Annotated in this window: 23 protein-coding genes and 2 tRNA genes; 9 read left to right on the forward strand and 16 right to left on the reverse strand. The window is 55.8% G+C overall.

The window, feature by feature from the left end; all coding sequences use genetic code 11:
• Nucleotides 1–327 precede the first annotated feature (327 nt).
• Complete coding sequence (lpdA, locus tag PHP98_05770) at nt 328–1,722, forward strand: dihydrolipoyl dehydrogenase (GenBank protein ID MDD5483143.1); 1,395 nt, start codon at nt 328–330, stop codon at nt 1,720–1,722.
• Nucleotides 1,723–1,852: 130 nt separating this feature from the next.
• Nucleotides 1,853–3,109 (forward strand): zinc-binding dehydrogenase, encoded by a 1,257-nt coding sequence (locus PHP98_05775; GenBank protein ID MDD5483144.1) that lies wholly within the window; start codon nt 1,853–1,855, stop codon nt 3,107–3,109.
• Here the strand turns inward: PHP98_05775 and PHP98_05780 are convergent.
• From PHP98_05780 to PHP98_05825, 10 genes are all read right to left on the reverse strand, one after another.
• A complete protein-coding gene (locus PHP98_05780) occupies nt 3,051–4,043 on the reverse strand; it encodes a PIG-L family deacetylase (protein MDD5483145.1) in 993 nt (330 codons plus the stop codon). The genes PHP98_05775 and PHP98_05780 overlap by 59 nt on opposite strands.
• A gap of 48 nt (nt 4,044–4,091) precedes the next feature.
• Nucleotides 4,092–5,279, reverse strand: coding sequence for a Gfo/Idh/MocA family oxidoreductase (locus PHP98_05785; protein MDD5483146.1), 1,188 nt, complete (start codon nt 5,277–5,279; stop codon nt 4,092–4,094).
• Nucleotides 5,280–5,296: 17 nt separating this feature from the next.
• Nucleotides 5,297–6,502 (reverse strand): Gfo/Idh/MocA family oxidoreductase, encoded by a 1,206-nt coding sequence (locus PHP98_05790; GenBank protein MDD5483147.1) that lies wholly within the window; start codon nt 6,500–6,502, stop codon nt 5,297–5,299.
• Between the two features lie 58 nt (nt 6,503–6,560).
• Complete coding sequence (locus tag PHP98_05795) at nt 6,561–6,917, reverse strand: hypothetical protein (GenBank protein MDD5483148.1); 357 nt, start codon at nt 6,915–6,917, stop codon at nt 6,561–6,563.
• Nucleotides 6,918–6,991: 74 nt separating this feature from the next.
• On the reverse strand, nt 6,992–7,993 hold the full coding sequence (locus PHP98_05800; protein ID MDD5483149.1) for a Gfo/Idh/MocA family oxidoreductase: 1,002 nt from the start codon (nt 7,991–7,993) through the stop codon (nt 6,992–6,994).
• A 137-nt stretch (nt 7,994–8,130) separates the two neighbouring features.
• Nucleotides 8,131–9,141 (reverse strand): NAD(P)-dependent oxidoreductase, encoded by a 1,011-nt coding sequence (locus PHP98_05805; protein ID MDD5483150.1) that lies wholly within the window; start codon nt 9,139–9,141, stop codon nt 8,131–8,133.
• A gap of 6 nt (nt 9,142–9,147) precedes the next feature.
• Entirely contained in the window at nt 9,148–10,161 is a 1,014-nt protein-coding gene (locus PHP98_05810) for a LacI family DNA-binding transcriptional regulator (GenBank protein ID MDD5483151.1), read from the reverse strand.
• A complete protein-coding gene (locus PHP98_05815; GenBank protein ID MDD5483152.1) occupies nt 10,158–10,811 on the reverse strand; it encodes a cyclase family protein in 654 nt (217 codons plus the stop codon). The genes PHP98_05810 and PHP98_05815 overlap by 4 nt, the downstream gene beginning before the upstream one ends.
• A 111-nt stretch (nt 10,812–10,922) precedes the next feature.
• A tRNA-Leu gene (locus PHP98_05820) sits at nt 10,923–11,006 on the reverse strand.
• Nucleotides 11,007–11,108: 102 nt separating this feature from the next.
• Nucleotides 11,109–12,044: a hypothetical protein gene (locus PHP98_05825; GenBank protein MDD5483153.1), complete on the reverse strand. Its 936-nt coding sequence runs from the start codon at nt 12,042–12,044 to the stop codon at nt 11,109–11,111.
• Between the two features lie 147 nt (nt 12,045–12,191).
• Here PHP98_05825 and PHP98_05830 point away from each other — a divergent pair, with 147 nt between their 5' ends.
• Together PHP98_05830 and guaB are read left to right on the forward strand one after the other, a co-directional pair.
• Nucleotides 12,192–14,117 carry an ATP-binding protein gene (locus PHP98_05830; protein ID MDD5483154.1) on the forward strand — a complete coding sequence of 642 codons (1,926 nt, stop codon included), beginning with the start codon at nt 12,192–12,194 and terminating at the stop codon, nt 14,115–14,117.
• 11 nt (nt 14,118–14,128) lie between these two features.
• Nucleotides 14,129–15,625: an IMP dehydrogenase gene (gene guaB, locus PHP98_05835; protein MDD5483155.1), complete on the forward strand. Its 1,497-nt coding sequence runs from the start codon at nt 14,129–14,131 to the stop codon at nt 15,623–15,625.
• Nucleotides 15,626–15,638: 13 nt separating this feature from the next.
• On the opposite strand, the gene PHP98_05840 is transcribed toward guaB, so the two are convergent.
• The 6 genes from PHP98_05840 to PHP98_05865 all read right to left on the reverse strand — a co-directional run bounded on the left by PHP98_05840 (nt 15,639) and on the right by PHP98_05865 (nt 21,271).
• On the reverse strand, nt 15,639–16,394 hold the full coding sequence (locus PHP98_05840) for an MlaD family protein (GenBank protein MDD5483156.1): 756 nt from the start codon (nt 16,392–16,394) through the stop codon (nt 15,639–15,641).
• A 10-nt stretch (nt 16,395–16,404) separates the two neighbouring features.
• On the reverse strand, nt 16,405–17,181 hold the full coding sequence (locus tag PHP98_05845; GenBank protein MDD5483157.1) for an ATP-binding cassette domain-containing protein: 777 nt from the start codon (nt 17,179–17,181) through the stop codon (nt 16,405–16,407).
• A complete protein-coding gene (locus PHP98_05850; protein MDD5483158.1) occupies nt 17,178–17,990 on the reverse strand; it encodes an ABC transporter permease in 813 nt (270 codons plus the stop codon). The genes PHP98_05845 and PHP98_05850 overlap by 4 nt, the downstream gene beginning before the upstream one ends.
• A 7-nt stretch (nt 17,991–17,997) precedes the next feature.
• The gene (locus tag PHP98_05855) at nt 17,998–19,416 is read right to left on the reverse strand and encodes a hypothetical protein (GenBank protein MDD5483159.1); all 1,419 of its coding nucleotides are present in this window, start codon (nt 19,414–19,416) and stop codon (nt 17,998–18,000) included.
• A 212-nt stretch (nt 19,417–19,628) separates the two neighbouring features.
• Nucleotides 19,629–20,333, reverse strand: coding sequence for a hypothetical protein (locus PHP98_05860; GenBank protein MDD5483160.1), 705 nt, complete (start codon nt 20,331–20,333; stop codon nt 19,629–19,631).
• A gap of 2 nt (nt 20,334–20,335) precedes the next feature.
• On the reverse strand, nt 20,336–21,271 hold the full coding sequence (locus PHP98_05865; protein ID MDD5483161.1) for a CsgG/HfaB family protein: 936 nt from the start codon (nt 21,269–21,271) through the stop codon (nt 20,336–20,338).
• Nucleotides 21,272–21,470: 199 nt separating this feature from the next.
• On the opposite strand from PHP98_05865, the gene ilvC reads away from it, so the two are divergent.
• From ilvC to epmA, 5 genes are all read left to right on the forward strand, one after another.
• Nucleotides 21,471–22,568, forward strand: coding sequence for a ketol-acid reductoisomerase (gene ilvC, locus PHP98_05870; GenBank protein ID MDD5483162.1), 1,098 nt, complete (start codon nt 21,471–21,473; stop codon nt 22,566–22,568).
• A 103-nt stretch (nt 22,569–22,671) separates the two neighbouring features.
• Nucleotides 22,672–24,333: a nucleoside kinase gene (locus tag PHP98_05875; protein MDD5483163.1), complete on the forward strand. Its 1,662-nt coding sequence runs from the start codon at nt 22,672–22,674 to the stop codon at nt 24,331–24,333.
• Between the two features lie 313 nt (nt 24,334–24,646).
• Nucleotides 24,647–24,737 (forward strand) — tRNA-Ser (locus tag PHP98_05880).
• Between the two features lie 103 nt (nt 24,738–24,840).
• A complete protein-coding gene (efp, locus tag PHP98_05885) occupies nt 24,841–25,413 on the forward strand; it encodes an elongation factor P (protein MDD5483164.1) in 573 nt (190 codons plus the stop codon).
• Nucleotides 25,414–25,545: 132 nt separating this feature from the next.
• Nucleotides 25,546–26,466, forward strand: coding sequence for an EF-P lysine aminoacylase EpmA (epmA, locus tag PHP98_05890; GenBank protein ID MDD5483165.1), 921 nt, complete (start codon nt 25,546–25,548; stop codon nt 26,464–26,466).
• Nucleotides 26,467–26,628: the final 162 nt, after the last annotated feature.

Here is a 26,628-nt window from a genome sequence, read left to right on the forward strand (position 1 = left end):
ATGGCCGCGAAAAGCGCATCCGGCGCCGGTATGTTTGACATTTCGGCGCGCCGTAACGCTTGATCGGAATTCAGTTGCCGCCAGGCAACCACGCATCAGTCCGTTTATGACAGATGAAACGTCCCTGAGGATTGAATTTGAAGGCGCAGGCATATCTTGACTTTATGCTGGGAAACTGTATGGTAATGACGGAACAGAATTACGACGAAGCGCTCAATTATTTTAACACCCGAATATTGCACGAATTTCGCGCAATATTCGGGTAATAAATTCAGACAAGAATATGGCTGTCATGCGGCGCCGCTCAATATCTGGAAAAAATTAAACATGGATAAATATGATATAGCCGTCATCGGCGGCGGACCGGGCGGATATCCGGCCGCCATCCGCGCCGCGCAGCTCGGCGCCAAAACAGCGCTCATTGAAAAGGAATTCCCCGGCGGCACCTGCCTGAACTGGGGCTGTATCCCGACCAAAACCCTGATCGCCGCATCCTCCTTTCATGCCCGCGCCCTCCGGGAACCGCCGCCAGGCGTGAAAATTGACAAGGTGTCCTTTGTCTATTCTGAAATGATCGCCAATAAAAACAGGGTGGTCGCAAAACTGCGCGGCGGCATTGCCGCCCTGCTCAAGGCCAACGGGGTTGATTTTTATCCGGCAACCGCCTCTTTCGCCGGCCGCAATCTTTTGCTTCTGAAAGATTCCACCGGCAAGGAAAGCCGGCTGGAGGCGAAACACATCGTCATTGCCGCAGGCTGCGTCTCCGCCGTGCCGGCTTTCCTGCCGCGCGACGAAAAAATCATGGAAAGCAGGGCGTTTCTTGAAATGGACAAACTGCCCGCGCGATTGATCGTCCTCGGCGGAGGAATAATCGGGTGCGAGTTGGCCGGCATGGCCGCCCAGCTCGGCGCGGAAGTTACAATTGTTGAAATCCTGGAAGACATCATGGCCAATCTGGACAAGGATTTGCGCGGCGAAGTCCGGAAACATATGGAAAAGAATCTGAAAATCCAAATATTAACCGGCCAGCCTTTGAAAAACATTGCCGTTAGCGGCAAAACCGTGAAAGGACAATGCGGCGGCAAAACCCTGGAAGCGGAACTTCTGCTTTGCGCCGCCGGCCGGGTCCCGGTTTCGGGCGACCTGGCGCTGGAGGCATGCGGACTGAAAGCGAATGGAAAAGGATTCATTGAAACCGACGCCGATTGCCGCACAAAGGCGGCCAATATCTTCGCCGTGGGCGACATTAACGGTAAACATCAGCTGGCCCACGCCGCCACGGCTCAGGGAATTTTCGCCGCGGAAGCCGCCCTGGGACGCCGCCGATCCCATAAGCCCGCCGTCATTCCATCCTGCATCTTTACCTCGCCGGAAATCGGCGTTGCCGGCCTGGATGAACAGGAAGCGGTAAAAACCAACCGGAAGGTTGTCATCGGCAAATTTCCGTTCGCCGCACTCGGCAAGGCGGTCTCTTCGGGCGAGACGACCGGCTTCGTCAAATGGATCGCCGACCCGGAAAACGGGCAGCTGCTCGGCGCGGCGGCGGTCGGCGCGCACGCCACCGAGCTGATTGCCGAGGCAACTCTGGCCATTCAATCCGAACAGACTTACGAGGAACTGGGCCGGATTGTCCATGCCCATCCGACTTTTGCGGAAGCCTGGATGGAAGCGGCGCACGGCGTCGGCGGAAATTGCATCCACGCGCCGCCGAAACATCGGTAAATAAAAACCATTATCACCGCCCGCTTCGCTAGGCACGGAGGACGCGGAGACAAGAAAAATAATTGGTTTTGAATTTGAAAAATAAAAAAAGATTTTGATTTACCTCTGCGGTAAAAAATCTCCTTTTCGAATGAACAACGCACTACCATCCAAAATGCAGGCGGTGCGCCTGCACGGCCAGGGGTTTGAAAACATCAAGGTTGACGAAATCCCCGTGCCGGAACCGAATGCGAACCAGGCGCTCGCGCGCGTGGACGCCGCCGGAGTCTGCACCTCCATCCTGAAACTGGTGGCACAGGGCAGTGACCATACCTTTATTAACGGCTGGGACCTTGAAAAATTCCCGGTCATCCTGGGCGACGAAGGCTCCCTTACCATCGTGAAAACCGGTAAAAATGTAGCTAAAAAATACCCCGTCGGCAAACGATTTGTCGCCCAGCCGGCGGTGGATTCGCCGCCGATCAATTTCCGCGAACGTTACGCGCGGAACGGCGAAGGGATGGAAAAGACCGCCATCGGCTATTCCCTCCCCGGCCACATGGCGCAATACATGCTCATCACCGAGGAAACAATTGCCGCCGATTGTCTATTGCCACTGCCCTCCGAAGATATCCCCTACTTTGCCGGCGCCTTGTGCGAGCCGCTTTCCTGCGTCATTTCGGCCCAGGACCGGCACCTGCATATTTCGCAGGAAACGCCGGTTGCGCCGCGCGTGCCGAAACTGGCGCTTCTCCGGCATGGCGTCTGCGTCATAATCGGCGCCGGGGCGATGGGGCAAATCCACGCCGAGGCGGCCCTGCGTTTCGCGCCCGCGCATCTGGTTATTCTGGACATCATGCCGGAAAGAATCGCCCAAGCGAGGAACAAACTGGACGCTAAAGCCAGAAAGGCCGGCACAACGCTGCACACGGCGCTTGCCAACGAGGGCCCGGACATTATCAGGGCAATTAGCCGCGGCAAGGGCGCCGATGATATTATCGTCGCGGTCGGCAATCGCAAGGCGCAGATTGAATCCCAGCAGTGGCTGGCCAAGGGAGGCGTGCTCAACCTGTTCGGCGGCTTGAAACGCGGAGAGCACATCATTGAGCTGGACACGCTCCGCGTGCATTACGATGAAATCCGGCTCTGCGGCTCAAGCGGCGGCCGGCCGGCGGATGTGGCCGAGGCCCTGAGAATGACGGCGGAAGGCGAATTTGACGCCGGGGACTATCTGGACATGGTCGGAAGTTTGGATCAGTTTCCGCGGGCGATTGAAATGGTCAAAAACATGGAGACCGAGGGTAAAATCGTGCTTTACCCGCATATCCGCCGCACGGAACTCATGCGCGTCAAAGCCTGGGATCGCCGTACGGAAAAAGATTTTGTCGCGCGCAAAATTTTGGGATGACTTTCCCGCGCTTCCTTAAAACACCTTGGGGGGGGGGGCGCAAGCCAACCGCGGAGCACGCTTTGATAATCACTTCGTTTTGCGGATTGCCGGCATATTGCGTGCGGAACCCATCCATTTGAACCGCCCCTTCCGCATCCGGGAAAAACGGTTCTATGCGCCAGAACGCTTCGGCAAAGGACGCGCCGGCATATTTGCCCCAAAATGCATTCTGGGCCATGCAATATTGGCGCCTGGCTCCCAACCGCTGGTCCGCGCATTGCGACACAAAACAATCGGTGGCTTTCAGTTTCAGCTCCATTAATTCGCTTATATCCACAAAATCAGTCGGCCAATACGACATCACCGGAGCCCGGCTGGCCTGCTCGTAAGCGTAGATACGGCAATTGATTTTACTTTCAATAAATAATTTACGGCATGAGCGCCAGACCAGATTAAAAACCAGATAGTGCTCATAATGCGCGTCGCACGGATTGGGGACCAGAATGATTTCAGGTTTTCGCCGCTCTATAAATCCGGCCACGTAATCAATACTTGCCGGATTGTTGCACGCCTCGGTTATGAATTCCCGCCCCGGCATTTGTTTCATGAGATATTCATATTCTTCGGACGCGCAACGCATGCCGTCCAGCCGCACGCGCTCAAGCGTGCCCGGCTTGTAATAATAAGAGCTCTTGAAATCCCAGAAACACACTTCTTGCGCGCCGAGCAAAGCGGCGGCTTTCTGCGATTCTCTCTTGCGGATGGCAATGATTTCCTCGTTGCCAGGGAAGCTGTCGCGCGCTTTTTCATCCGGGGTCGGATTATAGTGGGGCGTGGTAGTCGCGTTTACGTATGTGCAACGGCAGCCTTCCGCGGCAAATTTTGCGAATGTCCCGCCGCAATGGGTTTCAAGATCGTCCTCGTGCGCTCCGATGGCAATTAAGGTTTTCATCAACGCCTGCTTCCTTGCGGCACAATCACGGCGTGCTTCCGCTTTTTATCAGTCCAGATGAACGTAATAATCCCATTTTTCGGCCGGCACTGGCAGAGGCTGATTCAACAGGACCGATTTCATCGCCAGTTCCGAAAGGAAAGTGGCGCGGTAGCCGTCCATTTCATCGCAGGGCGGCCTGGTATTTTCAAGAATTGAATCTATGAATCCGTTGAACATCAGCGTATAACCGTGGTCAGCCTGCAGTTCATGCCACACTTTTCTCATGTTCCCCGTCCCCTTGCTGGTGGCCAGGCGTTTTTTCATGAAACCGGCCATTCCGCCTTCTTTGCCGATTTTCGGCAATGGATCGCGCGCCATGGGGAAAACTTCACGCTCCTTTCCCGGCCGGCCGTAATACTGGTTTTCCAGGAAAAACTCCATCCGGAACAAGGCGCCGTCGCAGGCAATCTCATACATCTCCTTCGGATAATCAAAAGTGCCGTTCGGCGTCATGATAATCGTGGCGGCATTGCCGCTCTGGAACGCGAGATGAATGCCGTAACGCATGCGGGTTGACCCCCAGGCGCGCACTTCCACCGGACGCTCGTTGTCAAAGAGCCAGCAGGCCAGGTCAAGCCAGTGGGCGGCCTCGCCGATAATCAGTCCGCCGCCATGGAACGGGTCAAGGTGCACCATGCGGTAACTGGCGCTTTCATCCTGCACCCTTACCAGAAAATCAGTGGCCTTTTCCTCCTCCAGCCGGTCGTGGGCAGTTTCAATGTAACGCCAGGGCTGCCGTTTCGGCCTGGCCTGGTGTTGGCGCCACTCGCGCTTGAGCGCGGTAACCGCCGGCGCCAGGCGCCGCATGTAATCAACGCAAAGCTTGACTTTGGCGCGCCGGACCGCGCGGATGATATCGTAGCATTCTTTTTCCGTCATCGCCAGCGGCTTTTCGCAGAAAATATGCTTGCCGTGCGCGGCCGCGCTTTCAATAATGGGCACGCGCGCCTCGTGGGTGGTGGCGATGCAGACAATATCAACTTCCGGGTCCTCGGTTACTTCCTTGAAATCGGCGGTGGTTTGTACTGCCTTGAATTGGCCGGCGAAAAGGCGCGCGTTTTTTTCCACCACATCGCACGCCCATTTAAACCCGGCCACGTGGGGGTTCGCCAAAGCGTTCGGCCCGTGCTGCTCCCGCCCGAAAGCTCCGCATCCAATCTGTCCGACCACGAATTTTTCTTTTTTGTTCCGCATATTCATTGATTTCCCTTTCATTTTTTAACCGCGCCGACCTGGCGCACTTTTACAAACCGGCCGGTCAACGACGATTCCTTGGCCGCCAGGCAGGCATAAACGCTCTGGATGCCGATTGGCAACGGCGTTATGGATTTGGCGCGCCCCCTTATGACATCAAGAAAATTGCGCCCAAGCTCAATATCACCGCCGAAATGGCTGGCGACGCCGGCCGGAGTGGCAACATCAGTGAACGGCTCATGATGGCGGACGTTTTTAAGCTCGTTTTTATACCAGTCAAAACCAACCGTGCCAAGGTACCCGCTGACAATCGCGCCGCGCGCGGAAGCGTCGCGCCGCGAAAAGAAAACCTGCGAATAAACCCCGTGCGCGCCCGATGCGAACCGGAGCAGGGCGCTGGAACAATCCTCGTTCATGCCGGTTTTGGGGGAGCCGCAATCCACGCTGAAAGTGCAAAGATGATCATCACGGCTGCCGGAACCATTCCGGAACCGGTTTTGCGGGCTTTCTCGGCAAGTCCTTTGTTCGGCGCATTTGCCGCAGGTCAATCCGGCCCGTTTTTTGCCGCCGAACACCCGGCCCCAGTTGGCCATGGCCGCCACCTGCGTGATTTCCGCCCCCATGAGAAACGTCAGGTAATCAAAATCATGGGTTGCTTTCTGCAGGAACAAGCCCTGGGTAACTTTATAATCGCGATACCCCTTTTCCCAGTAAGCAGCGCCGTACGACACATAATTAACGGCGCTAATATGCTCCGCCGAACCGACCGCCCCGGCCTGGATCAGCCGGCGCGCATGAACGCAAAGGGGCGAGACGCGCAGCGGAAAACTGACCACCACCGGCGGCGATTTTGACCGCAGGAAGGCATGCTCCAGGCTGACGGCCTGGCGCATGTTAACACTCACTGGTTTTTCCAGAAAAACCGGTATATCGTAGCACGCGGCCTGAAGCGCATAAGGCGTATGCAAGTTGCACCGGGTGCCGATAAGCAAGCCGTCCAGTTTTGCCCGGCGCGCCATTTCGTCAATGGTTTTATAAAAAACAACGTCCCGGCAATCGCGCTCATCAAGCCGCGCGCGGGCGCCGGTTTCATCGGGATCAACGATCCCGGCCACGCGGATTTCAGGCTGAACCGATTCCGGCTCCGCCTTGCGTAATACGTGCCGGATAAAAGCGCTTACCCGCTTGCCATGCCCAACCACTCCCAGACGAATAACACTCATAATTCTCCTTAAACATCTATAAGTGCACAGGGGGCTCGCGCCCCGCGGCGATACAACCTCATTTTTCCTTGTGCTGAACGTTAAACCAGGCGTTTTCGCCTTTCAGATACTGCATCAGTTCAATGACGGCGCCGTCTTTTGTTTCAAAAAAACCGACGCGCACGAAACCGCCGACTTCAAACGGCTCCAGGAGAATTTTCAGGCCGGCGGAGGCCTTGTCAAAATCCTCAACCTGATAGGCGACGTGCGCCTGATAACGCACGGCGTTTTTCACGGGAGAATTCGGCTCGTAGCGCAGCCATTCAATATGAAAAGGATGGCTTTTCGGATCGGTCACCCACACCCGGGTGGCCTCCACCCAGTTCTCATCCGCTTTCTTTTCAGTTGTAATCAGGCCGATATGGTCAAATTTCATAATCGCTATGCAACCTTTCCTTATTTTTTATGATCTTCACTTTGTGCTTTCTGCCTCTGTGCCTATCTTCCTTCTTAAAACAATTTCACAACCTCCCCCGATTCCGCCGACTGCTCCGCCGCGCACATGGCCGCGACCGCGGCCTTGGACTCAACGGGGGTGATGACTTCCGGTTTTTTGCCCGCGCGGACGCAGTCAATAAAATACTCCAGCTCCATCCGCAAAACACCAACCCGCCGTCCGTGCAGATGCGGCCAGTAGACCGTGTCGGGCTTACGCATCCCTCCGGCATCGTTAATGGTCAGCCCCGCGTCGCCGCAATCAATATAAACGGCGCCCTTCTCGCCGATGACTTCCATGCGCGCGTCAATCGCAAAGGGCGTGCTGTCCGGCAGCGCCCAGACGGTTTCAATGACGCCGACGGCGCCGCCGGCAAACCGGCACATGGCCCAGCCGATATCCGGATATTTATAATCATGCACGCGGACGTTCCGGGCGTAGACCGAAGCAATCCGGTCGCGCGTCAGCCAGAGCATGATGTCCACGTCGTGAATGCCGTCGCCCATCAGGGGGGAAATCTTGTCCAGCACCCCGCCGGCGACGGATGCGGGCAGGTTGCGCGCGGCATGCATGGAAACAATCCGTCCGATGCGGCCTTCGTCCACCGCCTCCTTGGCCATGGCCACGCGCGGATCAAAACGGCAGATGTGGCCGACCATGAATATCGCCCGCGCCCCGACGGAAGCAGCGATAATGGCATCGCAATCCTCCGGCGTAGCGGCCATCGGTTTTTCAAGAAATACATGTTTCCCGGACTGCAACGCGGCCACGGCAATATCGCGGTGATCATTGATGTGGGTTACGATGCTGACCGCGTCAATTTCAGAATCGTTCAAAAGGTCATGATAGTCCGTATAGGTTTTCGGGACATTGAACCTTTCCGCTGTTTCCCTGAGCCGGCCAGCGCGCCGGGTGCAGAGAGCGGAAAGAGTCACCCCCGGCATGTTTTGCAGAACCTCGGCGTGTTTTTCGCCGAAAAAACCGAGCCCGATGATGCCGTATCTTATTTGTTGCATGATTATTCCTCCAGAAATATTTTTTTTGCCCCAGAGACGATGAGGTCGCAGAGGCGGAGCGTTTTTATTATTCTGATTTCATTAACATGATTTTTTTTCCGGCGTTCGGCTATTTCAAGCAAAACGGGCGGTTAAAATCAGCCGATATATTTTGTCGGCGTCCGTTTTTTTCCGGCCCGGCGGAACGCAAGCGCATCGTCAATAATGCGCAGGATGTCATATTGCGGATTATAGCCCAGGATTGAGCGCGCCTTGGCGATGCTGTGGTTAAAATCGTGGAAATAATCGCAGGTAAACTCCACGACCGGCAAATCAAGCTTTTTGGCGGCGTATTCGGCCGCCACCGCGTAACTGAACGGCGCCGGACCGGTAATGGCAAAGGCCTGGCCGACGGCCGCCTGGCTGCCGAGGGCAAGCATAATGCCATGGACGACGTCTTTTATGCCGACAATGTGCCTGATGCCCGGTTTGCCGCCGGGATGAATCAGCTTGGCAACGCCGTCCATTTTCCTTTTGAAAAATTCCTTTTGTTTCGGCGTCCTGGCCAGTTCCTTCCATACCGGCACGCCGAAATCCGGCTTTTTAAGGGTCAAATGCGCAAGGATATCATCCTCGTCATGCACCCATGAGAACCGCAGGGCGGTAACGGGCAGTTGGTATTGAATGATATACTGCTCGCACATGGTTTCTTCCAGCACCTTGGAAAAGGCGTAATAGCCGGGATAAGCCTGATGCGGCAGGGTTTCATCAATCGGGAACGGGTGCGGATGGTAAAATATGCCCACGCGGGCGTCGGAGCCGGCCTGGACAAACTGCTTGATATGGCCGCAGTTCTTGGCTTCATCCAGCAGATAGAAAGCGCCCTTGACGTTCGTATCCATGAAAAGCCGGCGGTTTTCCTTGCAATTCGCCAGGTGGATGACCGCATCCATGTCTTTTAAAGCTTTTTTGGCCAGGCTTTCGTCCCGCAGGTCACCGGGCATGATTTCCACGTTTTTGAAATTCTCCACCGGCTCCTCTTCAAATTTCAACGCCCGGACACGATATCCGGCCCGGACCAGTTCCGGAAGCAATGAACGCCCTATCTTTCCGCTGCCGCCGGTTAAGAATATGTTTTTTATTTTCATTTTTCTGTCCTTATTATCCATTGTTGTTTACTCCTGCAAACAAAGTTCCGCCGACAGGCGCGCGGGCGACAGGCGCACCGAGGGGTTTGCCAATTTAAGCGCCAGATACTCCGCCGCTTTTGCGGCCAGGGCGTTCACATCCTGCCGGATCACCGGCAAAGGCTCGGCCAGCATGCGCCAGGCGGCAAAATCGGCGGCGTTATTGATCACCATGACCGGCGGATCAAATCCGATGACGCGCACATCGTTTGGAATGGTCTTTCCCGCGGCGCGCGCCGCATCCAGAAAACCCGGCAAAAAACGGTTGGATTCAAAAAACAAGCCGCTCTGCGCCGGCATTCGGCGCAGAACAGACAGACATTTCTTATAAACCTCCCCGCGCTCCGGCGCGCTGAAAATGACGCGCGCCGCCGGCAGTTTCACGGCATCCCGCACCCCGGCCAGGCGGTCGTCCAGCGCCGCTTGCCGCCGGCGCTCCCCAAGATAAAAAATATGTTTTACCCCGGACTTTACGAGCCAGCCGGCTCCGCGCCGGGCCGCCGAACAACCATCAGTCATGACATAATCAAACGGCGCGCCGGGCAGATAGCGGTCAACGCATAAAACCGGCGTGCCGGACTCATGGATGCGGCGCAGCAAAGGGGCATTGGCGCCGTTCCCGGCCGGAGCAATGACCAGCGCGTCAATGAAACGGCTGCGCAGCGTTTCCAGGTGTTCTTTTTCGCAGGGGACATCATCCCGGCTGTTGCAGATCAAGGTCTGATATCCGCGCGCAAAGAGCGCCATTTCAAGCAGGCGAATCAGTTCCGGATAAAACAAAGTGCTCATATCCGGCACCACCACGCCGATGGCGCCGGCCTTTTTCATTTTCAGGCTGCGGGCAATCAGATTGGGGCGGTAGTTGCATTCCCGGGCGGCCTTGAGAATCAGGCGCCGTTTTTCTTCGCTGATGCGGATCGGCGCGCGGTTGAGAACCTTGCTGACCGCGGTCGTTGAGACCCCGATTTTCAGGGCAATATCTTTCAGGCTGAACAAGGTCATTGCCGCCCTCTTTCAACAATCAACGCCCGGCAGGGAAACGCGCAGGTGCGGGCGACCCGCGGCGGCGCGGCGATCAAGGTCGCGCGTTTTGCGCGCACCCGGCGCAAATTAACGAGCGGCGCCAGAATCAGCAGTCCGCGGCGGAACAGGCGGTTGACCAGACCTTCCGAGGCGCAGGGGTCGTCATAACAGGGAATATCGCCGCCGAGCAGGGATATTTCCTTTGAAAGCAGCCAGTCCATTGCCTCGGAAGTAAAATGGGGGCTGTCCTTGACGAAGTTTTTTTTATGCCACATCCGGTCCCAGCCCGAGGCCACAAGCAGAGCGTCGCCTTTCCTGATGCGGACCCCGGAACTTTGCAGGTCATGGAGCGTGATGTGTTCCCGCGGCCGTTTTGTTTTCACCTGGATAATGGCCGCCGGCATAATCAGTTTTTCCGGCGGGACATCATCCAACGCCGGCGCGTCCGGCAGGCGATGGGCGGCGGTTTCCAGATAAGTGCCGGAGAGCGAATTCAAGGCGAACGCATAACTTGTTTCGCCGCGCCGGGACAACTTGCGGATGCGGACCGGCGGCAACGGCGGGCCGTAATGCCACATGCCTTCCGTAATTAAACCGCTTACATCCACGATCCGCGGCTTATTTTTCATCATTGCCCTCTGGACGGATATGCCGTGATTTATCGTTTGACCATACGATCCCAAAAAAAAACGGCTCTGTCAAATCTTTTTTTCCGGAAAATGGCGAGACCTTACGAAAAATGCACCCGAGAGGATTTGAACCTCCACAGCCTTGCGGCCACCAGGACCTGAACCTGGCGTGTATGCCAGTTTCACCACGGGTGCGTCTGAAACCAGTAGTCAGAATCCGGAAGTCAGGAGTCAGAATATAAGAATAAATCGTTATGAGTCAACATAATATCTGATTTTATTCTGACTCCTGTCTTTTTATTTCGGGCCGAACAGTCCGCCCCGGCTGAGCCGGGGCTTCGGCGCGGCCGGGGAAACCGCGTTGGACAAGGCGGCGCTTCCGCCCGCGCTTGCCCCTTCCGGCGGAAGGGGCGAAACCGATATCCGGCCGCTTGAGAGATTATGCAAACTGATCTTTCCCGTGCGGTCCATGTATTCCCTGGAAAACAACTGCACGCCGTAGGGGGTGAAAGCGGTATGGATAAAGACCATGGACATGGTCTGGAAAAGAACGTGGAGATTGCCGGATTCATCAATCTTCATCTCCGGCTTGCGGACGCGGACAATATGTCCAAGGCGGTGCATGCCGTAGACGGCGGCGGCATCGGAATCCTCAATCCTCAGATAAAGCTGTTCGCCATGTTCCTGGGGCAGATATTCAAGGATATAAATCCGCGTCGCGCCGTTTTCCCCGGGCACGCCGGCAATCAGCCTGGCAATCTCAAACCCCTTGAGCATTTCCAGCTCCACCGCCGGCGAAACCAGCAGGACGTTGTTCCACTCCAGACAGGCCCTGATCTTGTAAACGCCCCGCGCCTGCATGGCGTAAAGCGAAGTCAGGCTGAAAACGTTCGTGGCGCACCCGGCCGGCACCAGTTTCAATCCTGCCAGAAGCGGACGGCGGTCAAGAAGTCTGACCGGCTCGTGTTTATTGAGTTCAATGTCAAAGAAAAAACGGGCCGACACCGGACCGGCGTCAAAACACAACATTTCGCCGGTATTATTGCGAATAACAACGGCCGCCTGGACCGGCTCATAAAGCAGGGCGCGGACCGGCGCAATATCCAGGCCGACCTCAATCTGGCCCGGCGCCGGCGCGGCGGCCAACAGCGCCGAGGCGGCGATCAACGCCGGTTGCCGGAAGAAGCGGCGCGCAAACACCCGCCTCAAAAAAAAGCGGACTTTAAGGGGCATGGGGAGTCTCCATGTTTTTTCTTTACAGGAATTCTCTTTTTCTCTAGTCTACCAATGGCCGGAGCATAAGCAATCAAATAGTTGCGCGGCGCGCCGGATAAATTCCATGCGCGGGGATTTTTAAACCTTACGGAAATCATTCAAATAATGAACGAACCCATGAAACGTTCTTCCGATGCGCAATACCTGGCAACAATATTCCAGCAATCCCCGGACGGGATCGTCCTGCAGGACCCCGGAGGAACAATAATAGAGACCAACGCGAGTTTCTGCAAGCTCTGCAACCAGCCCCCGGAAAAAATCATCGGAAAAAAGTTCGCAGACATGCTCTGCCCGGCGAGCAGAACGCAGTGGGACCACGACCTGGCAAAACTGTTGAAGAACGAATGGTCCGAGATTGACGAAATATGCATTTTTACGGACGGACACAAAATACCGGTTGAAGTCGGGCTCATCGCAAAAACGGCTTACGGCGGAAGAGACGCGGTCATCCTGCATGTCCGCAATGTTTCCGTTTATCACACGGTTGAAAACGCGCTGCTGGCCTCGCAGAATCAATGGGAACTGTGCTTCAACTCCATCAGCGACAAAATGCTGATCCTGAACCGGCAGGGCTGCATCCTGCGCGCCAACCAAGCCGCGCTTCAGAAAATCACGCCCCTGGCCGCCGAACCGGTCGGCGCGGTTTTTTTTGATATTTTCCGCACAAAAAATCCCGCCGGCCAGATTCAGGAATTACGCGCCAAAATGTACGCCGCCCCCTGCGCGCTGGCGGAAATTGAATTTGAAAAATTACCCGGCAAATACAGCTTTTTTTCCTATCCCATCATAAGCGGCAACGACAAAAACTCGGGTTGCATTGTCATCATAAAGGACATTACGGAACAATGCCGGCAAGCGGAACTCCTTAAAAAAGCGGAGGCGCGCCGCCAGCGGACGAACCGGATTGAAACGCTGGGGCGCATGGTCGGCGGCATCGCGCATGATTTCAACAATATCCTGACCACCCTGCTCGGCTATGTTTCACTGGTACTGCAGTCGGAAACCCTCGGCCAGAACGAACGCATTTCTCTCACTGAAATCATGCGGACCGTTGAGCGCGGAACGGCGCTGACCCGCCAGCTCTTTGATTTCAGCTCTGAAAAGAAACCGGATTTAAAGATTATCAACTTGAACGCCGTTATTCAAAACATGCAGAAAATGCTCATACAGCTCCTCGGCCCGAACATCACCATCGCCGCGCGCCTGGACCAGCAACTGTGGAACACCAACGCCGATGTCTCCCGCCTTGAGCGAATCATCGCCAACTTCGCCGCCAACGCGCGGGATGCCATGCCCGCGGGGGGCGAATTCGTGATTGAAACCGGCAATACGATCCTGGACGCCAACTTCTGCCGGACGCACCCGGAGCTCAAACCGGGCAACTACGTGCTCCTGCAAGTCAGCGATACCGGCACGGGCATGCCGCCGGCGGTGCTGGAAAGGATTTTTGAGCCTTTCTTCACCACGAAAAAGAACGCCAAAGGCCTGGGGCTCGGACTTTCCTCCGTTTTCGGCATTGTCCGCCAGTTCGGCGGCGAAATCATCTGCTATTCGGAAGTCGGCCGCGGAACAACCTTCAAGGTATACCTGCCGCAATCAACCGAGAAAGCATACGAAGAACCGCAGAACGCGGCGGACAGCAACCTGCCGGGCGGTCCCGAGACCGTTTTCATCGTGGACGACGAAATCCATATCACGAGCATGCTCAGCCAGATTTTGTCAAAAATCGGGTATAAAGTGCTGACGGCCACGACTTCTTCAAAGGCGATTGCCCTCTGCCGGAAACATAAAGGCAATATTGACATCATTTTGTCCGATATTATAATGCCCGACATGAACGGCGTGGAACTGCTTGCAACTCTGCGGGAGACCCGCCCGGAATTGAAGGCCATTTTTATGTCCGGCTATACCAGCAGCATGGCGGTTGAATCAACCGGCATGGATAAAAACACCGTTTTTCTGCAGAAACCTTTTACCTTTGAGGAACTGGCCAGGAAAATAAGGTCTTCCCTGGATGCGGACAAAGCATGAGGCAATCAACCATGTCAAAAACGAGAGCCGTTAACTCTTTCTTTAAGTCGCTCGGCAGGCAAAGCATCACGTTTGACGATGTTTCCCTGCTCCCGCGCTACGCCGATTTTCTTCCGAAAGACGCCGACATCACCAGCCGCCTGACGCGCAGGATAAAGGTTAATATTCCGTTCGTCAGCGCGGCGATGGACACGGTGACTGAAAGCAAAATGGCAATCGCCATGGCCATGCTGGGCGGCATCGGCATCATTCACAAGAACCTTGACATCAGCCGGCAATGCCGGGAGGTGGAAATCGTAAAACATTACTTGAACGGGCTGATCCTGCACCCGATCACTTTCCGCGCCTCCGATACCCTGGCGTACGTAAAAGAAATCCGGATTAAAAACGGATATGGTTTCTTCGGATTTCCCATACTGGACGAGCGGGACATGCTGGCCGGCATCCTGACCAGCGCCGACATGAAATTCGCCCACGATCCAAACGCGCGGGTCAGCGACATCATGACCAAAGAAGTCATCAGCGCCGGCCCCGGCACGACCCTCAAAAAAGCCTATGAAATCATGAAACGCAACAAAATCGGCAAGCTTCCCCTGGTTGACAAGGGAAAACTGGTCGGGCTTTACAGCTTTTCCGACGTCAGCACGCTGATTGAAAATGCCCAACCCCTCTTTAACCGCGACGACCGCCACCGCCTGCGGGTCGGCGCGGCCGTCGGCCCCGCCGATTACCAGCGGGCCGAGGCGCTCGCGGAAAAGGACGCGGATGTGCTCGTCATTGACACGGCCCACGGCCATAGCCGCAACGTAATCAAAATGTGCGCATGGATCAGAAAAAAAATGCCCGGCCTTGACATCATCGCCGGCAATATCGCCACCGGCGAGGCGGCAAAAGCGCTGTTGAAAGCCGGCGCCGACGCCGTAAAAGTCGGCATCGGGCCCGGATCAATCTGCACCACGCGCGTGATCGCCGGCGTAGGCATCCCGCAGATTTCAGCCATTTATCAATGCGCCCAGGCGCTGAAATCGGCCATCCCCATCGTCGCCGACGGCGGTATCCGCTATACCGGCGACGTCGCCAAGGCCATCGTGGCCGGAGCGGACACGGTCATGATGGGATCGGCCCTGGCCGGAACCGACGAAAGCCCCGGGGAAAAAATAATCCACCAGGGACGCCAATATGTGATTTACCGCGGCATGGGAAGCCTGGCGGCCATGAAAACCGGCGCCGGCAGCCGCGAGCGCTACGGACAAATGGACGCGCGGGAAGAAGAGCTTATTCCCCAGGGGATTGAAGGCATTGTGCCCTATGCCGGCAACGTGGCCAAAGTGCTCGTGCAATACGCAGGCGGCTTGCGGGCCTCCATGGGGTATTGCGGGACGCGCACAACCGCCGCTCTCCAGTCAAACGGCTCCTTCACGCTGATCTCGCCGGCCGGCGGACGCGAGGGGCATCCGCACGACGTCAAAATCATCAAGGAAGCCCCGAATTACAGCCTGAATGCATGAGGATTCTGGTTTATCAGAACGCCCCGAAATAAATGCTGGAGAAGGTTACGATCGGCGAGGTTTCCCGCAGGTCATCCACCGTCATGCGCGTGTCCGTGATCAATTTTTTGGCTTCCACATAAATGGCGTCATCGTTAACCAGCAGTCCGAGCGTACCCTCGCCGCTGTTGATTTTCTCCGTTATCTGGTTCAGGTTGGCGACGCCGTCCTCAAGATTCGCCAGCAGATTACGTTCCCTTATGGCCGTCTTTATTTCCCCGACAATGGCGCGGGTGTCATCATATAAAGCGTCGTCATATATGAATTTTCCGAGGGACCCTTCCCCCCGCGCGATTTTGGCGGTAATATCCTTCAGGTCGGCGGCAACATCCGACACCAGCGCGATCAGGTCGTGCGGCTTCCGGCCGCAAACCACGGCCCCCTCTGCCAGAGGGGCGGCATCGGCGCTGCCTTCAGAAATCTGCAGATAACGGCCGCCGAGGACGGAAGTGGCGATCACCTCAATTTGATAATCCGACTTCAAAGCAACGGGCTGCAAAAGCGCGGCGATGACGTGAACGCCGTCCTCCTTCAGAACAAGCCGCTTGATCTTGCCGACGTCCATGCCGCGCACCACCACGTTGTCGCCGTCCCGCAATCCCATGACATCGTCAAAAACGACCTCAAAGAGGTAAGTTTTCTGCAGAAAATTCTCCCGGCTGAGCACGATGGTGAACACGCACAAGCCCAGCAGCACGGCAAACATGAACGTGCCGACTATCACTTCCATTGATAACTCCCTAATTTTCCTGCTTTTCATTGATATGCGCCTCCCATTTTCCGCGTTTGGTGATATATTGCGATTCAAGAAAGCTTCTGACAATCTCATTTCGCGAGCGGATAAATTCCGCGGGCGATGAAATTTCAAGGATACGGCCGTTATAAAGCATGGCGATCCGCGAGCCGATCGCCAGGGCGCTGAAGAGGTCGTGGGTAACAACCACGTTGGTAACTTTTAATTCAACCCGCATCCGGTCAATGAGCTGGTCAATGGAGCGGGAAGTTACGGGGTCCAGGCCGGAAGTGGGTTCGTCATAAAGAATAATGTCCGGATTCATCACCAGCGACCGGGCGAGCCCCACCCTCTTGCGCATTCCTCCCGATAATTCCGAGGGGAACAAATTATACGCGTGTTCAAGATTCACCTGTTCCAGGCGCTCGTTGACCCGCCGTCTTATTTCCGTCTCGCCCATATTCGTCTTTTCGCGCAGCGGCAGGGCGATGTTATCGCCCACGCTCATCCATTCCAGCAGCGCGGCGCCCTGGAAAAGCACGCCGAACCGCTCCCTTAATTTCTGCAGTTCGCGCCCCGCCGCCCGGCTGATTATTTGCCCGCCCACAAAAACCTTGCCGTAATCGGGCGTCAGCAAACGGATCATATGTTTCAAGGCGACGCTTTTCCCGGCCCCGGAAAAACCGACGATCACAAAAGTTTCCCCGGCCGCAACCGTGAAATTCACGCGTTCCAGCACTTTTTTATCGCCAAAATACTTGGTTACGCTTTCAAACCTGATCATTCGTAAAACAACCTCGTGATAATGTAGCCGACAATCAGCAGCGAGAGAAAAGAAATAATCACACTGCGCCGCGTGGCGCGGCCGACGCCGACCGCGCCCTCGGTGGTGGAAAACCCCTGATGGCACGAAATAATGGTGATCATAATGCCGAAAACAAAAGCCTTTAAAAGGCCGATGTATAAATCCTTGTTTTCGGCCCAGCGCACGGCGTTATCCATGTAGGCGTTGAAGGCCACCCCCAGTTGCGTGCTGCCCACGATGGCGCCGCCCATCACGCCGATCATGCACGCATAAAAGGTCAGGAGCGGGGTCATGACCATCATCGCCGCCAGGCGCGGCATGACCAGGAAGCGGACCGGCGAGATGGACATGACCTCCAGCGCGGCGATTTCTTCCGAAACGACCATGGTCCCCAACTCGGCGGCAAAAGACGCCCCGACGCTGGCCGCCAGAATCATGGCGGTCATGAAAGGCCCCATTTCGCGGAGCATAGTGATCATGACGGCCGCGCCGATATTGACTTCCTGGCCGAACTTGCGCAGTTCCAGCCCGGTCTGCAGAGCCAGGATCATGCCGGTGAACATGCCGACCACGGTGATCACGCCCAGGCTCTTGATGCCGGTGATATACAGCTGTTGCAGCACAAAGGGCCGCGAACGCCGGCTGAACGCAAACCGCAAATCCAAGAGGGCCTCCCAAAGAATGAGCAGAGACCGGCCGGCGTTGCGGCAACTGACGAGAATAACGCGGCCGAGACGGCCGCGCGCGTTCAGGGCCGGCGCAAAAAATTCAGGTTCGCGGGTAATCATGTCTGTTTTATAACCTGATGAAATATAATAGACGAAACCGCCGTTTTGCGCCAGCTTTCTCGCGCGCAATCAATCCCTTCAGGAACGACCAGGTAAATTCGCCGGTTTTCTTCTCCCGTTCCACGGAAATCAAGGGAAAGAGCGAAAAACGCTCTTCGGTCCGCGACTGGCGCAGCCGCATTAATCCCCATAACAATTCATCTTCGCGCCGGCCCGCGCAGGATGAGTGCGTGAAAACCGTCCACAAGGGGGAATAATTGCGCTCAATGGCGTCATAATCCCGGTAAGGGAAAAGGCTTAACATGGCAAAACGCCTGGCCCCCGCGTCGTTGACGAAAGAAAACAGCGGCCAGATTTTAATCGTCCGGAGCGGCTGATCCATGGACCGTTCGGGCTTGTCAAAAGAACCGCGGATTGAGACGGCGTAGAAAAAAGGAACAAACATGGTGCGGGTGCGCTCGTAAAAGGGGGCCTTTTGTTCGTAACGCGTCCCCAGCGGCCAGAGAAAAAACGAATAGGCGCTCGTGTCCCTGTGTTTATGGCCGATCAGCGGCCATATATAAAACCGGTTTTCCTTGCCGGCGCTGTGCTGGATGAACGGCCAGGGACAATAAGTCAGGCTCTGCCCGGCGCCGCGCGCGAAACGAAAAAGGGGCGGAACCAGCATGAGCGAACTCTGGTTTTCCAGCTTAACCCGGCCGTAAAACGGAAAGACAATATAGGCGTAACCGGGCGACTGCGGTTGGTCGTAATGGGCATAAGTCCAGATCGGCCAGAGAAAATACTGTTTTGCCGATTCTGCGCGCAGATTTGAATAGCCATAAAACGGAAACACGCTCAAGCGGTCGTTCCCCCCCCCGGTTGTCCTGGACAGGATGGGCCAGACAACGGCCGTCGTCTTGACCTCGTTTACGCGGGTGCCGAAGGCAAAGGGGAAAAGCGCGAAACGAAATTCGTCAAATACTATGAATTCACGGATGCTTCCGGCCAGCGGAAAAACCGCCAGATACGGCGCGCCTTTTATATCCCGCCCCTGAAAATAAAGGGGAACAAGCCATAACCGGTATTTTGAAAGGGGATTGTTGACGTCAAAGTCGTGATAAGTACAGAGGAGCATGAAATGACAATCCAGTTCGTCAGCATTTCCTTTTTCCATCCAGACCGGATATATGATCTGGCGCCGGTATAAATTATTGGCCGCATTAAAGGCATAAGTGTAGAACGGACGAAAGGCCAGAAGCCGGTCGCCTTCCCCGGTCCGCCGGGATTCAAACAACGGCCCCAGAGCGCGCCGGCGTTCATGGCCGAAAACGTCCGTGTCCTTTTGAAAGAAAGGCCCGAAATCTATTTCGCCGGCGCCCAAAACAGGCGCAACGGAAAGAACCGGGAAAACCAGAAAAATCAAATAAATGAACCGGATTTTCATTTGAGACGGCAGAACTGCCATCCAAAACCTGTGACGGTTTACGGTTAATATTGAAAAAACCATGCCTTCATGCGCAAAAGCATGCTCCGCGCAAGACAAACGCCGGCGGATGTTATAACCCTAATATTGCACAAAAATCGTGTAATATTCGTTTTCGCTCAAGCGGGCATTGCCCGCCGGCGGCATTGCCCAAGCCGCGGACAACGCGGCTTTTACCGATCCTGAGCCGGCTTTTGTTTCTGGTGCGGAAGCTCGCGCCCGGCAACGGCCTCGTAGGCCGCCGTGAAGATTTTAAGACTGGCATTGGTTGTTCCCTGAAAATAGACCGCCCGGCGCAGGACGGAAGGAGCGGCCGGGGCCGGGACGGCATCACCGGGCGTCTCAAGCATGTCAACCGCAATAAGTTGTCCGCCCCCGGCGGCGTCCGGACGGGCCGAAACGGCGAGAACCGCCGGCTCCCTTGATAATTCCGGGGCGGCCGGCTTCGGGCCGGCGATCACCCAAGCGCGCGGATTCTTATCCGGCGGCGCATCCGGCGTCCAGACGAGGCGGTTGCCGTTGGCCTCCAGTATCTTCCCGATCTGGCCGTCGGTCAGGGGCGAACCGCCGCTTTTTTTGAAAATCTCACACTGGCTGGTGCCGTTTAAAAAAACAACGGCAATCTCCAGACCTTCGGCGCGATAACGTCTTTCCGTCAGGGACGGCGACAATTTTTGTTCGGCCGCGGGCTCGCCGTAAGCGCGGGATATCTTGAGCTCATTATCGCCGAGTGCGGCGAAAGACTCTGCCGGCCGCGCCGCCGCCGTCAAAACAGCCGCCAAAAAAACGCATAATTTGAGCCGGAAAACAACGCCGCCGCAAAAAAAACGCCGCATGTTAAAAATAGATGTCCCGCACATCTGAGATTTTGTTTCCACCGTTATTTTTCCGGCTGGACGGACATGGCGGCCTTGATTTTACCGCCGCCTTCCAGGGCCTCGCAATAGGTGATTTTTTCCTTGACCTTCACGGCCTTGATTTTACCAACCTCTTTGATTTCCGTATCCAGCACTTCACCGGTGTCATCATCGGTGATCGTTTCCGTTTCGCCGACCGCGAACACGATCCCCTCCTCCACCCCTTCGCGGCTGCCGCGGTTGATCAGGATTTTATCGCCGGTCTTGAGAACCGTGCCTTCCCAGGGAATTTTTTCAAGTTGTTTTTCAAGAAATTCAACGGCCTGGGCCACGGCGTCCTCGCAGGCTTTGCCAACGTTATCCTTCATAAACCCGCCCAAATCGCCGCCGAAATGGGAACCGCTATAGCCGATATTAAGCCCCTTGCGCCCGGCCTTGCCGACGACCTTGGTGGAAGCCTTAACCTGGCCGGTGGCGGAATCAATGATATAAATGGTGGCATTGATTTCCGCGCGGTCCTTGGACCCGCCGACCCTGAATCCGTACAGCGAAACACCCCCGCCCCCGCCGGTGGTGCTGTCCTGCACGTGGGTGATATCACCCTTGACCAGCAGCTGGGCCGGGGTCATCCGGCCGGTTTGGGGAGCCTTTTTTCCGCCGGCGGTCCGGCCGCTGGCGGCGAGATCCTGTTCATCCATGGCTTCCTTGCGCATATCCTTTTCGCCAAGCACGACGAATTTTCCGGAAGCCTGCAGAGCGTCGGTCATGATTGAGCCGAAACCGTCGCCCACGTCCCAGCGTCCGGACCAGCCGGCCTTGTTTTGGAACTTGGAAACACTGATGCTGTAACGCAAGTTGCCGCCGGTCTTGTCCGCCGCAAAAACAGACCCGCCGGATGCGCCGATAAAACAGGCCGCCGCCGAAACCGCCAGCCCCGTTATGAATGCGTTTTTCTGCATAAACAATCCCCCTTTTTTCTTTTTAAGACACTATTCGTTAAATATTTAATTATTATGCGGGCCTTTCCCGGTTGTCAACGCCAAATTAGGCCCGGGGTTCCGGTGTTTTTTGCTTGACTCCGGCGGGCGTTGAAATAATTTATATAACCAGGTTAAACGCTCAAGCGAAATCAGGTAATAAATTCCGGAGGAAAAAAAGATGCCCTTGATTGATTTTGGCGGAACGAAAGAAAAAATTGTCACCCGCAAGGAATTTCCCATGGCCAAAGCCAAGAAAATCCTGCGCAACGAAACCATCGTCATTATCGGTTACGGCGTCCAGGGGCCGGCCCAGGCGCTCAACCTGAAGGACAACGGCTTCAAGGTAATCATCGGCCAGTCCAAACAGTTCAAGCGCGACTGGGACCGCGCCCGGAAGGACAGCTGGGTCCCCGGGAAAACGCTGTTTGAAATTGACGAGGCCGTCCGCCGCGGCACAATTATCCAAATCCTTGTTTCCGACGCGGCCCAGAAACAAATCTGGCCGGTCGTCAAGCGCAACCTGAAGAAAGGCGACGCCCTCTATTTTTCGCACGGGTTTTCAATAGTCTACCGCGACCAGACGGGAATCGTGCCGCCGAAAGACGTGGACGTGATCATGGTGGCTCCCAAGGGTTCCGGCACTTCCGTCCGGCGCAATTTCCTTTCAGGGGCGGGAATCAACTCCAGTTATGCCGTGTTCCAAAACGCCACCGGCCGCGCCAAACAGCGTTGCCTGGCAATCGGCGTCGGCATCGGCTCAGGTTATCTTTTTCCGACCACCTTTGAGGGGGAAGTCTACAGCGACCTGACCGGCGAGCGCGGCGTGCTCATGGGCGCGCTGGCCGGAATCATGGAGGCGCAATATGATGTTTTGCGCAAAAACGGCCATTCGCCCAGTGAAGCTTTCAACGAGACGGTTGAAGAACTGACCCAGAGTCTTATCCGGCTTGTTGACGAAAACGGCATGGACTGGATGTTTTCCAACTGTTCCGCCACGGCCCAGCGCGGCGCGCTGGACTGGAAACCGAGATTCAAGGCGGCGGTCATGCCGGTCTTCAACGAGCTGTACCGGAAGGTCAAGAGCGGCTTTGAAACCAAACGCGTGATCGCTTCGTGCGGACGGCCGGACTATCAGAAACAGCTGGCCAAGGAATTAAACGCCCTCGGCAATTCCGAGATGTGGCACGCCGGGAAAGCGGTCCGCGCGTTGCGTCCAAGGGAAAAAGCGCACGCCATCACGAAGCAGACCAGGGGCATCGGCGGGCGCAAGGCGTAAACGCGAAACGCGATTGTTCTGGACAGCGGGGCTTTGTTCCCAGCGGAGCATTGCTCCGGCCGTCCGGCGGGATGCGCCCCGCTTTTCACGCGATGCGTAATTTATGAACCAGATTCAGGTTTCCGTTGAAGGTGGCGCCGCGCAAAATTACCCGGTTAACACGCCGGTTTCCGCCCTTTTGAGAACCCCGCTTGACAAGCGCGGTTTTCCTTTCATCGGCGCGCTGGTCAACCATTACACAGTTTCGCTTTCTTATCCTCTGAAAGTCAACTGCCGGGTGCGTTTCCTGACGGCGGCCGACCCGCTGGGAATGCGCATTTACCGCAATTCGCTTTCCTTTCTGCTGGCCAAAACCGTCTGCCAATACTTTCCCGGTGTCCGGCTCTGCATTGAACATTCGCTCAGCACCGGAGTTTTTTACACCGTTGAAAACGCAAAAAAAGGCGGCCGGGCGGCGCTTTTCCGTCAAATTGAAAAAAAAATGCGGCAGACCGCGGCCGCAAACCCGGCTATTGAAAGACGCAACCTTTCATTCGCGGACGCGATCAAACTGCTGGAACGCGCCGGCCTGAAAGAAAAAGCCGATCTCCTGCGTTTCCGCAACCCGCCCAAGATAACCGTTCACTGGTGCGATGGTTTCTTTGATCTGGCCCACGGCCCCCTGGCTTCCCGCGCCGAAGACCTGAAATGTTTCCGTTTGATCAATTATCCGCCGGGACTCGTGCTGCAGTTTCCCGATCCGCGAAATCCGCGGCGCGCGGCCGGATTCCGCGCGCAGCCGCACTTGTTCAATATTTTTCACGAACACAAGGAATGGGGCCGCATTCTCGGCGTCAGCAATGTCGGCCGGTTGAACGAACTTATTGCCGCCGGCGAAATCGTCAATTTCATCAGAATTTCCGAAGCGTTCCATGAAAAAAAAATAGCGCGGATTGCCGACGCCATCCAGGCGCGCCGGGGACAGGTCAGGTTGGTGTTCATCTCGGGGCCGTCCGCCGCCGGCAAAACGACTTTTTCAAAACGGCTGGCGATCCAGATGGAAGTGAACGGCATGCGGCCGATCACGCTTTCACTGGACAATTATTACGTGGACAATGAAAAGACGCCCCGCGACAAAAGCGGCAAGCCAGATTACGAGCATATCAAGGCCCTGGATGTCGCCCTTTTCAACCGGCACCTTGTCCGCCTGATCCACGGCGGGGAAATTGAGCTTACCCGTTTTGATTTCGGCCGCAAAAAAAGGATCATGACGGGCCGGAAACTGAAAATTGAACGGGATCAGATCGTCATCGTTGAGGGCATTCACGGCCTGAACCCGGCCTTTACACCCATGCTGGACCGGCGGCGGCAATTTAAAATTTACATCAGCGCCATGACCCAGCTCAACATTGACTGCCACAACCGGATATCAACAACCGACAACCGCCTGATGCGCCGCATGATCCGCGACCATATCTTTCGCGGTAATCCGCCCCTGACCACCCTGAAAATGTGGCCGGTGGTGCGGCGCGGTGAAAAACGATGGATTTTCCCGTTCCAGGGCCAGGCCGATGTCTTTTTCAATTCCGCCCTGGATTACGAACTGGCCGTCCTCAAACCGCTGGTTGAACCGCTCCTGATGCAAATCAAGCCGGCCGATCCCGAATACGCCGAAGCCAGGCGGCTGCAGGAATTTCTCTCAAACTTCCTCGGCGTGGTCAAAAACGCGGTTCCGCCCACGTCCATTCTGCGCGAATACATCGGGTCCAGCACTTTCAAGTATTGACCCGCCGGATAACCTTGGAAGGAGTTCGGCCGCTATATTCTTGCGCGGCCAGGCATGGCCGCGGCGCCGGACAAAGCCTGCGCCGTGTTCCAAACCGGCCGGCGCGCGCTTCAGGAACGCCACGCATATTACTTCGCCCAAGGGGCTATGAAGGTCGCGAGCCACAGGGCATCTTGGCGAAGAAGGGTGAAAACAATTGTCCCGAAAAAAAAAGAGGCAAGAATTAAAAAATTGATTCCGCGGCTTTAAAAAGGTAAATTATTTGTTTGCCGAATCTTCGGGGACTGATTTTTCCGGAGAAGAGCAAAAAAACGGAGAGGTGACCGAGCGGCCGAAGGTGTACGACTGGAAATCGTATGTGCCCCAAAAGGGCACCGCGGGTTCAAATCCCGCCCTCTCCGCCAGTATTCCGCGGGCGCGGGAAAAAAACAGGCTTGCCAAAAACCGCGCGTTATATTAAAAAAAACGCCGCATCTGGAACAACCACGGGGAGGAGAAAAAGAGAATATGTATTCGGCATCCGATTTGCGCAAGGGACTGCGGGTGGAAATTGACGGCGTACCTTATATCATCACCGATTTTAATTTTGTCAAACCGGGGAAAGGCGCGGCGATTTACAACTGCAAAATGAAAAACCTGCTTAACGGCAGCACTCTTTCCAGAAGTTATCGGACCAACGACAAGCTGGACGAGCCCAAACTGGAAGAGCGCGCCGTGCGGTTTTCATACCAGGACGGCGAAAATTACATTTTTGTTGATAAAAATTTTGAGCAGGTCGGCGTTGCGGCCGAAGTGCTCGGCGACTCGCGTTTCTTTTTGACAGAGGATATTGAAGCGGAAATCCTGATTCATAACGGACGCCCCATAGACGTGGAACTGCCGACCTTCGTTGAAAAGGAAATCAAGGAAACCGAACCCGGCTTCCGCGGCAATACGGCCACCAACGTTCAGAAACAGGCCAAAATTGAGGGCGGATACGAACTGCAGGTGCCGCTCTTCATCAACCAGGGCGACATCGTCAAAATTGACACCCGCACCGGCGGTTATGCCGACCGCGTCCGCGCTACCAAGGTGCTATAGTCCGTTTTGCCGGGAATTACCGGCCGGATGCAATTGTAATTCCGCGCTGTTCAATATTTTTGATCTGCATGACCTTCAGGCCTTGGGCGCACTTTATAAACTGCGCCCGGTTATCGTCACCGTAACTTTCATATGTTTCAAGATGAAAAAACACGTCTCGGCGGGTTTAAATCAGTTCTTGAACTGCGCGCCAAGATGTTATCCGCAACACGCGAATTCTTTCGCGAGGGGGGGTATCTTGAAGTGGAAACCCCCGTGCTGGTCAGAACCCCGGCCTTGGAACTCCACATTGACGCCTGCCCCGCCGGCGAGGGATATCTGCGCACTTCCCCCGAACTGCACATGAAACGTCTCCTGGGCGCCGGCTACGAACGGATTTTTCAGGTCGGCAAATGTTTCCGTGCCGGAGAACGGGGGCGGCTGCACAACCCGGAATTTACCATGCTGGAATGGTACCGGGTAAACGCCGGTTACCTGGATATTTTAACGGAGACCCGGGAACTCGTAAAGCATCTGGCGGAAAAATGCCTCGGCCGGCTGGTTTTTACCGTCAACGGCAAACCCCTGAATATCGGACAAGAATGGCAGTCGTTTTCCGTTGAAAAACTCTTTGAAAAATTCGCCGGATGGAATCCGGCCGCTGATTTTGACGAAGTCCGGTTTGACGACGACCTGGTCAACCGCGTTGAGCCTAATCTGCCGGCGGACCGGCCGGTTGTCCTGCTGGATTACCCCGCCCCGGCCGCCGCCCTGGCCCGGCTGAAACCGGACGACCGGCGCCTGGCCGAGCGCTGGGAATTGTACCTGGCCGGCATAGAGATCGCCAATGCCTTTACCGAATTAACCGACGCGGCCGAACAGCGCGCAAGGTTTGAGGAATGCGCCCAGAAACGCCGTGTCTTCGGCAAAGAGGTTTATGAGGTTGACGCTGAATTTATGGCCGCGCTGGAAAAAGGCCTGCCCCCCTCGGCCGGGGTCGCGCTCGGTTTTGACCGCCTGGCCATGCTCTTTGCCGGCGTTGATTCCCTGGATAAAGCGCTTCCTTTCCGGTGAATTGCGGAATTATTTTGTTTCATTGACACGCGCTTGAAAATTGCCTATCAATTCACATCATTTCCCGCGCCAAACGATTGCCGGAGACCGGCAGCCGGACCGGCGCTTGCAAAAGCCATTGCGGTCGCGCATAACTGAAAAGGTCAAAAATGTGTTTTAACG

The sequence above is a fragment of the Kiritimatiellia bacterium genome, assembly GCA_028715905.1.
In the GTDB taxonomy this organism is placed as follows: Bacteria; Verrucomicrobiota; Kiritimatiellia; order JAAZAB01; family JAAZAB01; genus JAQUQV01.

Bases quoted from the DNA above. Each gene is read 5' to 3' on its own strand.
- lpdA (MDD5483143.1), top strand. From the start codon at position 328: ATGGATAAATATGATATAGCCGTCATCGGCGGCGGACCGGGCGGATAT.
- PHP98_05775 (MDD5483144.1), top strand. From the start codon at position 1,853: ATGAACAACGCACTACCATCCAAAATGCAGGCGGTGCGCCTGCACGGC.
- PHP98_05780 (MDD5483145.1), bottom strand. From the start codon at position 4,043: ATGAAAACCTTAATTGCCATCGGAGCGCACGAGGACGATCTTGAAACC.
- PHP98_05785 (MDD5483146.1), bottom strand. From the start codon at position 5,279: ATGCGGAACAAAAAAGAAAAATTCGTGGTCGGACAGATTGGATGCGGA.
- PHP98_05790 (MDD5483147.1), bottom strand. From the start codon at position 6,502: ATGAGTGTTATTCGTCTGGGAGTGGTTGGGCATGGCAAGCGGGTAAGC.
- PHP98_05795 (MDD5483148.1), bottom strand. From the start codon at position 6,917: ATGAAATTTGACCATATCGGCCTGATTACAACTGAAAAGAAAGCGGAT.
- PHP98_05800 (MDD5483149.1), bottom strand. From the start codon at position 7,993: ATGCAACAAATAAGATACGGCATCATCGGGCTCGGTTTTTTCGGCGAA.
- PHP98_05805 (MDD5483150.1), bottom strand. From the start codon at position 9,141: ATGGATAATAAGGACAGAAAAATGAAAATAAAAAACATATTCTTAACC.
- PHP98_05810 (MDD5483151.1), bottom strand. From the start codon at position 10,161: ATGACCTTGTTCAGCCTGAAAGATATTGCCCTGAAAATCGGGGTCTCA.
- PHP98_05815 (MDD5483152.1), bottom strand. From the start codon at position 10,811: ATGAAAAATAAGCCGCGGATCGTGGATGTAAGCGGTTTAATTACGGAA.
- PHP98_05825 (MDD5483153.1), bottom strand. From the start codon at position 12,044: ATGCCCCTTAAAGTCCGCTTTTTTTTGAGGCGGGTGTTTGCGCGCCGC.
- PHP98_05830 (MDD5483154.1), top strand. From the start codon at position 12,192: ATGAACGAACCCATGAAACGTTCTTCCGATGCGCAATACCTGGCAACA.
- guaB (MDD5483155.1), top strand. From the start codon at position 14,129: ATGTCAAAAACGAGAGCCGTTAACTCTTTCTTTAAGTCGCTCGGCAGG.
- PHP98_05840 (MDD5483156.1), bottom strand. From the start codon at position 16,394: ATGGAAGTGATAGTCGGCACGTTCATGTTTGCCGTGCTGCTGGGCTTG.
- PHP98_05845 (MDD5483157.1), bottom strand. From the start codon at position 17,181: ATGATCAGGTTTGAAAGCGTAACCAAGTATTTTGGCGATAAAAAAGTG.
- PHP98_05850 (MDD5483158.1), bottom strand. From the start codon at position 17,990: ATGATTACCCGCGAACCTGAATTTTTTGCGCCGGCCCTGAACGCGCGC.
- PHP98_05855 (MDD5483159.1), bottom strand. From the start codon at position 19,416: ATGAAAATCCGGTTCATTTATTTGATTTTTCTGGTTTTCCCGGTTCTT.
- PHP98_05865 (MDD5483161.1), bottom strand. From the start codon at position 21,271: ATGCAGAAAAACGCATTCATAACGGGGCTGGCGGTTTCGGCGGCGGCC.
- ilvC (MDD5483162.1), top strand. From the start codon at position 21,471: ATGCCCTTGATTGATTTTGGCGGAACGAAAGAAAAAATTGTCACCCGC.
- PHP98_05875 (MDD5483163.1), top strand. From the start codon at position 22,672: ATGAACCAGATTCAGGTTTCCGTTGAAGGTGGCGCCGCGCAAAATTAC.
- efp (MDD5483164.1), top strand. From the start codon at position 24,841: ATGTATTCGGCATCCGATTTGCGCAAGGGACTGCGGGTGGAAATTGAC.
- epmA (MDD5483165.1), top strand. From the start codon at position 25,546: ATGTTTCAAGATGAAAAAACACGTCTCGGCGGGTTTAAATCAGTTCTT.